Here is a 13522-nt window from a genome sequence, read left to right as displayed (position 1 = left end):
TTATTGCAGTACAAACAACACATACCTAATAACCGACAACGCTCCTACCCCATTGTAATTTTGCGCTCAGGCACTATGCGGCTTGCCATGATTGTTGACGATATTCCAGGTGAAATTCCCATGATCGACAAACCGATGGGAGAACAATTTGAACGCATGAAGCTGTACGCTGGTGGTGCAATTCTTGCCGATGGCAGCGTGCTGCCTGTTTTGGAAGCTCGCCATGTTATTGCCATGGTGTCGAATGATGGCGTCAGCTATCAAACACTCGCTGCCAATAATGATGATACTGAAAATAATTCAGAAAAATATCTCAATAAAAATCAGGATATGCGTTCAGAGCGCAGTGCTATTCTGGTTGTTGACGATTCCCTGACTACGCGAACTTTAGAAAGAAATATTTTGGAAGCTGCTGGCTACCGTGTCCTTGTTGCCACTGATGGCATTGAAGCCGCTGATATTTTACGCATGGAAGACAATATCACATTAGTCGTCACAGATATGGAAATGCCAAGAATGAATGGCATTGAATTGTGTAAACATATTCGATCTGGTGTTAAAAATCGCTTACCCATTATTATGGTGACATCAGTTGGTGCAGACAGTGAAAAAGAGAAAGGATTGAAAGCTGGTGCCGACGCTTATATCGTCAAGGGGAATTTTCAGCAAGATCACTTTTTATCTACTGTGCGCCGGTTTGTTAATGCCTAATGAACAGCACAATTCGTATCTTAGTTGTTGAAGATAATTTGGTTGTACAGCATTACATCCGCAGCGCACTTTCCACTTATGATAAAAACGAAATTATTTCCATTATTGACAATGGTATAGACGCTTTACATTTGGCCTTATCTAAAAAACCTGATGTAATACTGCTAGATTTATTCCTTCCCGGTATGGATGGTATTGATGTTATTCGCCATGTCATGTCAGATGCACCCTGCCCAATTGTTGTACTCAGTGCCGAATTAGATCGCAAAGATCAAAACCTAACTTTTGAGGCGCAAAAAGCGGGCGCTGTCTCTGTACTCGCCAAACCGACAGGCATGGACGCGGAACACTTTCAACAATTTAGTGAAACACTGTGCAAAACCATACAACTGATGGCGCAAGTTAAAGTTACACGCCGTTGGCTCACAACACCACATCCATCCACCCCTTCTGCCGCAGCCGCTACTGCAGCAATCAATACATTGCGGGATTACTCATTGGTTGCGATTGGCTCCTCCACAGGAGGACCCGCTGCTTTGCACAGTATTTTGGAAGCATTAGGACCACAATTCCCTTTTGCTGTGGTGATAGCGCAACATATTGCTGCAGGGTTTGGTGAAACACTTTGTGAGTGGCTTTCAACCTCAGGCTGCCCTGTTTGCATTCCAAAAAGTGGTGAAAAAATGCAGCTAGGAAAAGTGTATCTTGCACCGGATGATCGTCATTTAGTGCTAGGCGAAAACAACACTTTCTTCCAGATCGAAAATCCCAGCGCACGATTTACACCCAGTGTTGATATGTTGTTTGACTCTATCGCACATAATTATTTTGGTCGTGTTGCTGCTGTTATTTTGACAGGCATGGATAATGACGGTACCGCAGGTATGCACCATCTATATCGTCGTGGCGCACTAACTATTGCAGAAGATGAAAGTAGCTGCATTGTATTTGGCATGCCAGCTTCCGCAATCGCAGCAGGTATTGTCGCCACCACCAAACCTTTATCCGCTATTTGCGAGATGTTTCATGCTGTGAGAGCATGAACGAGAGTTACACAGGAGATACACCATGAACCCCGTTGTTGCAGATAACAAACCTATTCGTGTTGAACTAGAAGCCAATAAACAATACTACTGGTGTAAGTGCGGACAATCAGAAAACCAGCCATTTTGCGATGGCTCACACATTGGCACAGGCATCTCACCTGTTGCCTTCACAGCAGAAAAAACGGGTGAAGCGTGGCTTTGCTGTTGTAAACAAACACATAACGCGCCTTATTGCGATGGCAGACACAAACAAGTGCCTGTAGAGCAAGTGGGAAAAGAGTTTTTACTCAATTAAAAACCATGCCAGACAAAAAAAAGCCCACAGAGAAAAAGCCACGCAACCCTGTCGCACGCACTGCCGCGCAATTCAATAAAGCGGCTGTGCATGTTGATAAGAAAAAAGAGCAAAAGAAAACAGGAAAAGCTGACAAAAACCCATCAAAAGACTGATGACATCACCCCAAAGCTTCACGACGATTTTAATTGGCGCAGCAATAAAGTTTGTAAGCCAGACATGCGTTGCGTTGTTTTTTGTGCAGCGATTTGCAATACCTGTTCACCAGACCAAAGCTCAATCTTTGATTTTGCGCGTGTCACGGCGGTGTAAATTAACTCTCGCGTCAACACAGGGTTAGCTGCTACTTGCGCCGCATCAGCCAGTAAAACAATCATCACGCGATCGTATTCGGACCCTTGCGATTTATGCACGGTGATGGCGTAGCAAGTTTCATAAGCAGGCATTTGCGCACGCGAAATTGTTTTCACTTCGCCATTCACCAGAAAACAAGCGCGCTTTTCGCCACCTTCACACGGCAACACCATACCCACATCACCGTTGTACAGTTTTCTATCGTGATTATTTTGCGTCACCATCACTGGCTGACCTTCATACCAACTATCTGCTTTATGCCCTAGTTTTTCAGCGATAGCGCGATTGATACCTTGCACACCGAAAGGCCCTTCACGCAAAGCACAAAGCACTTGAAAATCCGTTTGTTTTTCCAATAGGGTTTTGATGGGCGCGTTCACTTTAAGAGCATCTGCAACCCACGCATAACCTATTGCAGCAGAATCCAACCACGCGAAACGCGCAGAAAAATCATTCGGCAACACATGATGAATAACAGATTGATTCGCTGCCATATTGGGCACAGCGCCTTCATTGAGCGCCATTGCCAACACACCAATTTCTGGCGAGTTTTTATAGCGGCGGCTTTCCGTGAGGCGTTTGATGCAGCCGGTATTTTCCAATGCGCGACAAATATCTGCTAACACACTACCCGCTTCCACAGACGCTAACTGATCCTTATCGCCAAGCAATAGCAGTGTGGCGTGCGATGGAATAGCATCTAACAAACGATACATCATTGGCAAATCAATCATCGACGCTTCATCGACAATCAATAAATCACAAGACAACGGATTTTGTGTGTGGTGACGCGGCTTGGGGCTGCGCCCATTCATGCTCAACAATGAATGCAGCGTTAAACCCTTTAAATTGTGCTTGTGTGCATCAAACTGTGAACGCGCCAATGCATTCATCATATTGTTGGCAGCTTTACCAGTAGGAGCAGCCAATTTAATCACGCACTGCGGGTTTGTAGACAATTCCTTTTTTATGCGCTCAGCGGCATTCCAAGTTTTCCCTGTACCAGGGCCGCCGGTAATAATTTCTAATCGTCCTGCGTCATGCAAGGCTTTAAGTTTTTCTGCTACGGCCGTTTCAAACGCGTGATATTTCTGCAACCACACTAAACGCCCATCTTCGGATGCAACCAATGGTTTGACTGAATCTGCAACTACACGCTTTACTTCTTTTGCTGTCACACCTTGCATCAGCGAAGACAGCTCAGGCTCACCTAAATCACAACACACGGATAAATCCAGACAAGTATGCTTGAGTGAAACAGAAAAGCTAGTTGCTGCTGCGATGTTTTTCAGCAATTCACTGTCTTTCTTGGTGCTTTTTGCCGAAAAATTATCAGCAACCCATTCAGAAAAGCAGCGATCCAATACGCTCATTGACTCAGCCACATTGCACCTCCTCACCAGAAAAAGCCGCACTCAAGGCTTGAATCTGTTGCGCGCTAGGTCGTTTGAAATAAATACCATGATTAGCATAGCCTTCCACGCCCATACCGCGTAAAAACAGGTAAAAAACACCACCAAAACGGTATTCACCTGTGTCGTAATCGTAGCGTTCCTGTAGGCGTTGTTGCATATAACGATGTGCCGCCACCGAGTAAGTCAAATACTGCAAGTCGTAACGACTGTCACGCATCGCTTCCTCCATCGCAGCATGATCGTAACAATGCGGCGTTTTACCTAGCGTGTTGGATTTGTAATCTAAGACATAAACCGTTTTGTTATGGATAAACAGCAAATCAATGGAACCCGTCATAAAACCATTAATTTGTTTTTGATTATCTTTGCGCGCAATGCCCGTTGACGCACCACACATTTCAGTCAACACGCTGTTGATAGAAGACAGTGTTGCGGCATTGCGATCATCACCCAAAGAAAAATCAAACTCACATTCAGGCAACACTGTTTTCTCATCAAACAAGGTTTGCAACGATGGAACAGCAGCATTGAGTGGCGTTTGCAGAACCTCATTTAACCACTGCGCAATCGCTGTTTTTCTCTGCACAATTACCTCATCCAATAAAGCAGGCTCTGGTTGTTTTCCCTCTGGCTTTAACAGACCGTGGATGCGCAATTCACTGTCTAGGACTTCATCCAAGGCTTCACCATCTGCCATGCGCTCAAAAACTTTGTGCAGGCAATCACCCGTTGTTGTGCCGCCACGCAAAGTAAAACGAATATTTTGTTGCCACTGTTTAATGTTTTCCTCTGTCGCTACCGCATCAGAATGTAATGGTGCCTCGATCACTACTTCGATCTCTGCTTCATCTTGTTTACTGCCTGCCGATACTCGCGCTTCCTTCTGGTAAGCCAATGCGGAATAGCTGGTAATCAACCATGACGAGGAAGGAAATTGGCGTTCCGGCAGAGTTTGAACCAATGGCAATGATTTTCTCTCCTTGGCATTTTCTTTATAAATAGCCTTACTCAACGCAAGCAGCGTTTCATAAGTGCAAGCAGCACCGTCCATACGCTGTTCCAGTTTTGATTGCAGCGTTTCCCACGGTAAAAATCGTGCATTTTTATCTAACGCTAACAAATGCCCCCAGCAACTCTTAGGCAGCAATTGATTTTTATCACTGCTGTAATGGGAAGAACTGATACCGATATAGCACTGATAAATCGCTCGCGTGATGCCGACATACAGCAAGCGCAACTGTTCTGCCATGCGCTCTTGCTCCATGGCTTGTTGTATCACTTCGGGTTCTGATTGAAAATCCAATACCGCCTTCCAGTTTCCCTTTTCTTTTCCTCCCTCTTTTTGATGATAAAACGGCGCATCACTTTTTATATCCACCGTCTTAAACCCGAAGAAAAATGGCATAAAGACCACGGGGTACTCCAAACCCTTACAGCCATGCAGCGTGACAATTTTTATCAAATTAGCATCGCTCTCTAAACGCAAACTCTTGGCGTCTTCATCCAATTCAGAATCATCATTCAATTGCGCGGCATACCAATCAATCACGCGCTCGCGCGAGCCTGTGAGTAAATACTGTTGCTGCAATAAATCACCGAGATGACGAAAATCCGTCATCAAGCGATCGCCGTCCCACTGCAAGGCAAACACTTCATCCAAGTGGTATTCCGAGAACAAGGAATAAAGCGCAGGAAAAATACCTTTTTCATCCCAGCACTGTCGAAATTTATTGAAACACTGAATAGCAGACTCAAAACCCGCATCCGTATCCAAAGAATCCAGCAAGTGGGTTTCCAGCTTGAAATGCCGCAACAAAGGTGTGGCAAACGCCGCTTTGAGATGGAACAAGCTGGATGGCTCATCCATGGCGCGCAACACAAACAACAAATCTTGTGCAAAAGTGCAGCGTTGAAACACACTGTCTTTTTGCGCCAAATAAACAGCCGACAGATTTTTTTGTGCTAATGCATCCTTGATGGCATTTGCCTGTGAATAATCGCTGACCAAAACCGCAATATCACTAGGGCTCAAAGCAACTCTGTTGCCCTTCTTTTCTATCGTTGCACAATCTTTACCTTGCAACAAAGACAGAATGCGCTCTGCACAATCTTCTGCATACAACCGTTTGGTGTTGTTAAAGGTTTCGCTACTTTCATTGGGGTTGCCAATAAACACCAAAGAATCAGGCTCTTGTTTTCCTACGCGATAAACACCCAAATCTTTAGCTACAATTCCACGCCCTTCTGGCGGCTTTTCTAAGGAGTAAACGGGTTCATATTCAATACCCGAATAGACAAAAACGGGGTTATCCGAAGATTCTTTGAACAGCGCGTTTACGCCATCCATCACGCCTTGCTTGGAACGAAAATTGGTATCCAGCGAATGAATAGCTTCCTTATGAATACCCGCTCGCACATCCAGATAAGCAAACACATCCGCGCCACGAAACGCGTAAATAGACTGCTTAGGATCACCAATGGCGAACAACCCACAATGGGCTTGCCCTTGATATAAGCGATCAAACAGCAGAAATTGTTCTGGGTCAGTGTCTTGAAACTCATCCACCATGCAAACGGGGTATTGCTCTGTCAGCACTTTCTTTAACAAGCCCGCCGTGTTTGTATCTGACAATCGTTCATTCATCAAACCAATCACATCATCAGGTTGCATTTGCGCCAACTGCAAAGGCAACTTCCGCACCTTCAGCAATTCATACAATGCTTGCTGCAAGGCCTGCAAAGAGGACTTAATCAGATCTTCATTGGCTTTATACTCAAAGATGTTTTTTACAATTTGACAAAATATCTGAGCTTCACATTTTTTACTCGGCGTAGCATCAATAATTTGTTGGTATACCTCTTTGTTAATATCACCTAGGTAGCAATTGGATTTTTGAAAGCTATAAAAAGCCCTTTTAATAATCGCATTCAAAGAGCCTCCATGTACCTTGATAGACAGCGCCTCAAGTATTCTCTGTTTGATAGCATCCGTTTCTGTTTTTTCTGTTGAGTCAATAAAAAATCCTTGGGTACTTAGAAGTCTCTCCCTCTCTTTTATAAGATCAGCACGCGTTTTTTCGTACTGATCAATGACAGAGATTCCCTTCTTAGCATTTGACACTGTAGGAACATCTCGCTTGCTGTAGCCATTCAGTACAGCAATATATTTTTTAAGATTGATGCCATTTTTCTTCAGATAAAAACCCAATTTGCTCTGCTCACCCAAGGCTAGTAAACGAGCCATATCCCCTAAATGTTGTGCATCTCTATCGCTGCCGCCAATCTGCACTTCCGCATCAGCCAACGCGCCTGTCTCAAACAAAAAAGTCTGCATCGCTCGCACAGCAAAACTATGAATGGTAAAAATCGCAGCGTCATCCACGAGCAACAGTGCATTGTTTAACCGAATACACGCTGTTTCTTTTTCAGCTGGCGTGCGCATAGCACCCATATACTGCTGGATGAATCCGTCATCACAACTACCACCGCGCAAATACTGCAAAGCCAAAACTATTTTCTGGCGAATACGACCGCGCAACTCATCCGTCGCGGCATTGGTGAATGTCACCACGAGAATCTTGTCTATCGTCAGTGCTTGATTGTCGGTTTGTGAGGGATGCGGTTCCAACAACAAACGCAAAAACAAATTGGCGATGCTGTAAGTTTTACCCGTGCCAGCACTGGCCTCAATTAAATGGCGACCACACAGGACGACTTTGGCGGGATCAAAACTCATGATTTCACCTCCTTCGCTTTCCACCGCGCTCTGGCGGCAGCAATGGTCTTTGCAACGGTTTTAAACACAGGGTCTAGCAGCCGTTGTTTGCTGATGTAATACGCCACTTTTTGAATATCTTCACCTGCACCGTTGCTGCCGTAGCCATCACCATCCCAAGCGTTATCAATAATCGCTTCCCATTCTTCCACCCCTTCTTTCTTTGCATGTTTCTCTTGATATTCCAAGGATGCGTCAGACAAAAATGGCAAGCCGCCTTCGCGGTATTGCATGTACAAACCTGCTAATACTTCCATTAACTTTTCATTGTTTTTTTCTTGTATCAGAAAATTGTCGTCATTTTTTCCATCCCAAAAAAATGCCGCCGATTTTATTACCGCCTCTTTCATGGCTACACCAGCGAAGGCAGACTGAATCGTCAATTTGAATTGATGTTTTTCGCTGAACTTGCTGGCGGTGTGAAAAAATAGCGTATCGCCTAAACACGGCAACTCGCCATTGATTTTCAGATCACCCAAACTGGTTTTGCATTGCCACTGCCCTGCATGCGTAACAGGCTCACCGATGATGGAATGTTTGGCATCCAGCCAATGTGCCGTCATTTCCTGCAAATATTTTTGTTGCAGATGATCGCCCGTTGCACCCAAAGGCCATTTTCCTTCGGCTTGCCATTGGCTTTTTACCGCTGCAATGACCGTTGTTTTGCGTTGTTCTTCATCCCCTGTAGGCGAGATAGCATCCGCCATTTGACGGAAGGCATCTTTCAATGCCCAAGTGCCAAGACCAGACTCCAATTCCATCACATCATCCGATGACACGGACTCATCATAAGTTTTGAGTGACACTTTTTTGTGCTTTTCACCAAAAAACCACCGCTCAGGGTCGGTAAAGAATTTCACAAAACTATCGAGCGACACTTCCACCACTTCTTTAGTTTTCTTGGATTGCAGCCAAGTATCATCGCTTGCACTCTCTACTCTATTTTCACGATGAGACGCAATTGTAAAAGCCTGTTTATTGAACGACAGCAGCTTTCTGTTTTTATCATCGACAAAATATTCTCGACTAAACGGTTGCAACGGATGCTCCTGCACCAAGCATTGCAGCAATAACTTGCCGTCTGTATCATCACGCGCATCCAAGCGATAACCGTCGCGTAAATAATCCATCAGTTCCGAAACAACGACGGAAGGTTGGCGCACTTCATTTTTGCGTTGATCGCGCCCTACATAACTCACATGAAACACATCGCGCGCGGAGAGCAGTGCTTCCAAAAACAACCAACGGTCATCCACGCGGCGCGAGCGATCACCAGGACGATAATCTTTGCGCATCACATCAAAACTTGCTGCTGTATGTCGCTTGGGGTAATCATTTTGATTCATGCCCAACATCATCACCACGCGAAATGGCACACCGCGCATCGGCATCAAACTGCAAAACTTTACGCCCTCACGCCACGGATGCTTACCTTGCGATGGCGCTTGCAACGATGGCTGCAATACGGCGCGCACCACGGATAAATCGATGATTTCTGCACACCACACATTTGCTTGTCGCAACTGTGCTATTTGTTTGCGAATTTCACGCAAAGCTAAAAGTTCGTCATCATCTTGTGCGACAAAAAAATCATCAAGCAACGCGTGCAGTTTTTCTACCCACACATCTGGTGTAGCAGCTTCTGCTAACAAGGTGCGATATTTTTTGAGTTGCTGCCAACACTGCAAAAAGCTGTCGAGCAATGCAGCGCTGCCACCTTCCACTTCGTCGAAAGGCATAACAGACAACTGCTCGTCCGCCATCGCTACTGGCTCACTCACTGCCTGCATCATGCCGTAACCTGCCAGCAGACGATTGATGGCAAATTCCCAACTGAACTCGCTGTACGCAGGCAACTGGCACTGCTCACGATGCGCGGCATCCAATCCCCAACGCGCTCCCGCATCGCTCAACCAAGTTTTTAAGCGCTCATAACCATCGCGATCAATCGCAAATCGTGCCTGCACCGCAGGCACTTCTAACAAGGCGAGAATATCCGTTAATGGAAAACGATTTTCGGGCAGTGACAATAAAAAATCGAGCGCATGCAACATTGGTACTTCTTCCAACCAAGTGCGATCGCTGATGTGATATGGCAATGCATATTTTGTCGCACCAAACACGGTGTCGATATACGGCACATAAGGCGCGACTTGCGGCATCATCACCACCACATCGCGTGGTTTTAGCGTTTTATCTTGCGCAAACAGCGCTGACAGTTGATCGTGCAACACTTCCACTTCACGCAGCGGGCTGTGGCAACTGTGGATCTGAATACTGCTTACCTTTTTTTGTAAATCTTCTATTGGCACACACTGTTGATTAGCTGCATTGGGCAACTCGGTCAGCGTTGCCATTTCACCGCGATATTGCAGATCTAAAATTTCCTGCTGTATGCAATGCAGCAAACTGTCTTTCCCAGCTGCCTCGTAATATTCCCGCTCCTCAAAAGGATATTGATCCAACTTGGCGTACAAACCGCCAACAAAATCTTTTACTTGCTGCCCTTGGCTAGCCAATAGCGGATTGCCAATCACACCATCACTCAAACTTTTTTTCTGTTGATTTTTCAGCATGCTTTTAGCCGATTGCACATCAAACCAATAATGCTGGCAGGGGTTCAGCACAAATAAATCCACAGGAATATGTTTGCCCAGCAGCAACAACATCTCCTGCAAATGCGGTGGCATAGAAGTGATACCAAACACACTGAGCCTCTGCATCGGCAGGCTAGGCACAATGTCTGTGCTGGATTTTTTATTCAGTACATCCAATAACTGAAACTCAATGGCAGCGCGGTGATGCTGTTGTTTTTTAGCCGCATCACCCATCGTTGCCGTTAATTTTTGCCACAACAGCGCCTGCCACTGCTCACTCTCTGCAATCTCTTTGCCTTTTTCCCACGCTTGCATTTTTTCAGGGCGATAAATCAAATACTGATCGAATAAATCAGCAATCGTGGCAGATAATTGATAACGCTTGAGCGATGCCTCGCTATCACCCTGTAAATAATTCTTTACTGGCTGCATCGATTTTTGTGATAACAAACTTGTATCACCAAAAAACCCGTAGAGTTTCCACAACATTTCTTGCTTGGAGAGTGGCGTCTGCTTGGGAATATCCGCAGCCACCACCGCGCGCACCAGCAACCAAAACAATTCGTGCGGTTGAACACAACGGATATTGGCAGCAACGCCCTGCTGCTGCGCCAACTGCAACAAAAGCCACTGCCCCATTACTGTGTTATCCACCAGCACATATTCCGCTGCCAGTGGATTTGCTAACGGCTGCGCTAACTGCTGCAAACAGGCATCGCGCAATGATTCAATACGGTTGGAAAAATGCGAAACAAACGCCATTGCAAATCCTTCTTTGTTTTTAATTGAAACTACTTTTAGCAAAATCATGATGACACAGCCATACGACATCTTGTGTCGTATGAACAATAGGCAACCCATCATCATCCCTGTATCATGGCAGAAAAACCACCGCACGAAATCCTTATGACGAACAGCGCATCCCCCGCCCATTTACAGCAATTATTGATTGGCTATTTAGTCGCCGCCAAAACCTCGCTGGATGAAACGCAGTACGAGGCAGTGAAGGCACAATTGCCCGGCTATATCGCGCTCGCCAATGAAATGGTGAAGATGGAAGTGTTAGCGGATCGCAGCATCATGCAGCAAGCGATACACGCGCTGGCTTCGGGCAATAGCGTAGAAGAAACGCTGATGTACACCTTCATGCTGCACATTTATTTGCTGCTACGAAATGGCACGCGCCACCCGCTAGAAATGGGCATTATTCGACAAAACATTATCGGCTTACTGCCAGTTTTTGATCGCGCGCGCGGCAAAGGTTTGTTGCGCGAAACCGTGTATGAATCCAACGCTTCACTGTTGATGAGCATTGCCGATAAAACGGATGACATGGAAGAAGCCATTGGCATACTCGCCGCTGGCTATCAGCGTTATGCGGAAAAAAGTAGCGCATAATTGCCCTGTTATCTTTACTTGGAGTACAGACACATGGAACAGACCCCAGACAACACACCCGTCGTTAACGAGCCCACTGCTAGCGCTGACAACGCCACTCCACCATCACAAGACAGCAAAAATCTTGCGCTGCTTTGCTGGCTAGGCAGTGTCCTGTTTACATTTATTCCGGGGCTAATTTTTTATCTCATTAAAAAAGATGATGCTTATGTGCAAGATCAGGCCAAAGAGTCATTGAACTGGGGTATTACTTTTATTTTGATTTTGATTGCCGGAAAAATACTGACATTAATTTTGGTAGGATTTTTAGTAGTCATTGCTGCATGGTTATGCAATTTAGTGTTCTGCGTGATGGGCGCTGTTGCCACATCGGATGGCAAACCGTTTCGTGTACCGTTTGCGTTGCGTTTAATCAAATAAACTCAGCGCTTGTCCATACCTTGTTGTAAATCTGGCCACGCCGCTTTCAGGTAGGCCAGCATGGACCACAGCGTCAACGCTGCAGCAATATACAAACAAGCAATACCTGCAATCGCAATCCAACTAGCATCTTTATAAGCACCCAGTAGTAACAATAGCGCCACCATCTGCATCGCCGTTTTCACTTTTCCGACATAAGACACGGCGACACTCGCGCGTTTGCCCAATTCCGCCATCCATTCACGCAGTGCAGACACCACAATTTCGCGGCAAATAATCACAATCGTTGGCAACACAAACCAAATATGCGGATAACGATTGACCAATAAAACCAGCGCCACCACCACCATCAATTTATCGGCTACCGGATCAATAAACGCACCGAAAGGTGTGGTTTGATTCCATTTGCGCGCGAGATAACCGTCCAACCAATCTGTTGCGCACGCCAAACCAAAAACAAATGCACACAGCAAGTTCGTCCATTGCATCGGCATATAAAACAGCAACACAAACAGCGGAATGAGCAGGATGCGCAGCAGCGATAGGAGGTTGGGTAAGTTCATGGCTCGATTCTACGGTATTCGCAAGCTCACCACACGCCCACTTGCTGCATCATAGCTTTGAAACGCTCCATCGCGCGGAATTTCACTGCGAGTTCGCGATGATCTTCGCCCTCTTCCACCCAAAATGCGCGCCCCCAAGGTGACGGCGTCCACGGCAACACACTGGAATGATAAGTCGCTGCTGGGTCGAGCGAATCCAAAAACTCTTTGGTCATCAATTCCATCGGGCTCAACACGACATCAAACGGCTGACCGTATTTTCCGTTCGCTTTGCGCAGCTCCATCAAAATATTGACGATCTCTGCCAAGCGTTTGTTCTTTGATGGCACACCCAACCAACCGTCATTATTAGCCGCGCGTTGAAATGCCGCTTTGCTGGCACCACCCACCCACACGGGCATTTTTTGTGTCGGCACGGGTGAATGAATCACTTCATCGTAGTGAAAAAATTCGCCGTGATGTGAAACCACTTCGCCACTGTGCAACTGCTGTACGCAGGCGATCACTTCATCCAAACGACGACCGCGCGCGGAAAAATCAATGCCCATCAAATCAAACTCTTCTTTGATCCAACCGGCAGACACACCGCAAGCCACGCGATTATTGGTGAGGATAGCCGCCGCTGCAGTGGCACGCGCCACCGTGAAAGGGTCGCGCAGTGCTGCCAAATAAATATTGGTCGCCAAGCGCAGTGTTTTAGTGGCAACGCCCAAAGCAGTTAGCGTCACCCACGGATCCATCCACGGATTGGTTTTTGGCCACCATACTTTGCCGTCTGGTGTGTACGGGTACGGCGTTTCAATTTTTGTGGGATACACGAGGTGATCTGGCACGGTAATCCCTTCAAAACCCAATTCTTCCGCTTTCTGTGCGATGGCAACAAATTGATCCACTTCCGTGGTGTTGACCAGTGAGACCCAGTATTTCATGCCGTTTCCTCTGTATTTT

The 13522-nt window shown here is 46.1% G+C and carries 11 protein-coding genes; 6 read left to right on the top strand and 5 right to left on the bottom strand.

Annotation, left to right across the window (positions count from 1 at the left end; translation table 11 throughout):
- From R3E63_09330 to R3E63_09315, 4 genes are all read left to right on the top strand, one after another.
- Positions 1-711 (top strand): response regulator (locus R3E63_09330; protein ID MEZ5540125.1); only part of this gene is annotated, 711 nt, incomplete at its 5' end.
- The gene (locus tag R3E63_09325; GenBank protein ID MEZ5540124.1) at positions 711-1754 is read left to right on the top strand and encodes a chemotaxis protein CheB; all 1044 of its coding nucleotides are present in this window, start codon (positions 711-713) and stop codon (positions 1752-1754) included. The genes R3E63_09330 and R3E63_09325, both read left to right, overlap by 1 nt.
- A 25-nt stretch (positions 1755-1779) precedes the next feature.
- Positions 1780-2052 (top strand): CDGSH iron-sulfur domain-containing protein, encoded by a 273-nt coding sequence (locus R3E63_09320; protein MEZ5540123.1) that lies wholly within the window; start codon positions 1780-1782, stop codon positions 2050-2052.
- A 5-nt stretch (positions 2053-2057) separates the two neighbouring features.
- Entirely contained in the window at positions 2058-2207 is a 150-nt protein-coding gene (locus R3E63_09315; protein ID MEZ5540122.1) for a hypothetical protein, read from the top strand.
- Positions 2208-2225: 18 nt separating this feature from the next.
- On the opposite strand, the gene recD is transcribed toward R3E63_09315, so the two are convergent.
- From recD to recC, 3 genes are read right to left on the bottom strand one after another with little or no spacing between them, the layout of a single operon-like run.
- Entirely contained in the window at positions 2226-3791 is a 1566-nt protein-coding gene (gene recD, locus R3E63_09310; GenBank protein ID MEZ5540121.1) for an exodeoxyribonuclease V subunit alpha, read from the bottom strand.
- Positions 3784-7557 (bottom strand): UvrD-helicase domain-containing protein, encoded by a 3774-nt coding sequence (locus tag R3E63_09305; GenBank protein MEZ5540120.1) that lies wholly within the window; start codon positions 7555-7557, stop codon positions 3784-3786. Before R3E63_09305 ends, recD begins: the two co-directional genes overlap by 8 nt.
- Entirely contained in the window at positions 7554-10955 is a 3402-nt protein-coding gene (recC, locus tag R3E63_09300; protein MEZ5540119.1) for an exodeoxyribonuclease V subunit gamma, read from the bottom strand. The genes R3E63_09305 and recC overlap by 4 nt, the downstream gene beginning before the upstream one ends.
- Before the next feature lie 144 nt (positions 10956-11099).
- Between recC and R3E63_09295 the strand changes: the two genes are divergently transcribed.
- Together R3E63_09295 and R3E63_09290 are read left to right on the top strand one after the other, a co-directional pair.
- Positions 11100-11591 (top strand): hypothetical protein, encoded by a 492-nt coding sequence (locus R3E63_09295; protein ID MEZ5540118.1) that lies wholly within the window; start codon positions 11100-11102, stop codon positions 11589-11591.
- 33 nt (positions 11592-11624) lie between these two features.
- Complete coding sequence (locus tag R3E63_09290; GenBank protein MEZ5540117.1) at positions 11625-12011, top strand: DUF4870 domain-containing protein; 387 nt, start codon at positions 11625-11627, stop codon at positions 12009-12011.
- Positions 12012-12013: 2 nt separating this feature from the next.
- Here R3E63_09290 and pgsA read toward each other — a convergent pair whose 3' ends face one another.
- Together pgsA and R3E63_09280 are read right to left on the bottom strand one after the other, a co-directional pair.
- Positions 12014-12574 carry a CDP-diacylglycerol--glycerol-3-phosphate 3-phosphatidyltransferase gene (gene pgsA / locus R3E63_09285; GenBank protein MEZ5540116.1) on the bottom strand — a complete coding sequence of 187 codons (561 nt, stop codon included), beginning with the start codon at positions 12572-12574 and terminating at the stop codon, positions 12014-12016.
- Between the two features lie 26 nt (positions 12575-12600).
- Positions 12601-13503 (bottom strand): TIGR03619 family F420-dependent LLM class oxidoreductase, encoded by a 903-nt coding sequence (locus tag R3E63_09280; protein ID MEZ5540115.1) that lies wholly within the window; start codon positions 13501-13503, stop codon positions 12601-12603.
- Between the last annotated feature and the right edge of the window lie 19 nt (positions 13504-13522).

The sequence above is a fragment of the Pseudomonadales bacterium genome, assembly GCA_041395665.1.
GTDB lineage: Bacteria > Pseudomonadota > Gammaproteobacteria > Pseudomonadales > UBA7239 > UBA7239.
Note: the sequence above shows the minus strand (reverse complement) of the source record. Positions and strands in the feature narration are given on the sequence as shown.

What these genes read in the sequence shown, in the direction of transcription:
- R3E63_09325 (MEZ5540124.1), top strand. Translation starts at nt 711, where the DNA reads ATGAACAGCACAATTCGTATCTTAGTTGTTGAAGATAATTTGGTTGTA.
- R3E63_09320 (MEZ5540123.1), top strand. Translation starts at nt 1,780, where the DNA reads ATGAACCCCGTTGTTGCAGATAACAAACCTATTCGTGTTGAACTAGAA.
- R3E63_09315 (MEZ5540122.1), top strand. Translation starts at nt 2,058, where the DNA reads ATGCCAGACAAAAAAAAGCCCACAGAGAAAAAGCCACGCAACCCTGTC.
- R3E63_09305 (MEZ5540120.1), bottom strand. Translation starts at nt 7,557, where the DNA reads ATGAGTTTTGATCCCGCCAAAGTCGTCCTGTGTGGTCGCCATTTAATT.
- recC (MEZ5540119.1), bottom strand. Translation starts at nt 10,955, where the DNA reads ATGGCGTTTGTTTCGCATTTTTCCAACCGTATTGAATCATTGCGCGAT.
- R3E63_09295 (MEZ5540118.1), top strand. Translation starts at nt 11,100, where the DNA reads ATGACGAACAGCGCATCCCCCGCCCATTTACAGCAATTATTGATTGGC.
- R3E63_09290 (MEZ5540117.1), top strand. Translation starts at nt 11,625, where the DNA reads ATGGAACAGACCCCAGACAACACACCCGTCGTTAACGAGCCCACTGCT.
- pgsA (MEZ5540116.1), bottom strand. Translation starts at nt 12,574, where the DNA reads ATGAACTTACCCAACCTCCTATCGCTGCTGCGCATCCTGCTCATTCCG.
- R3E63_09280 (MEZ5540115.1), bottom strand. Translation starts at nt 13,503, where the DNA reads ATGAAATACTGGGTCTCACTGGTCAACACCACGGAAGTGGATCAATTT.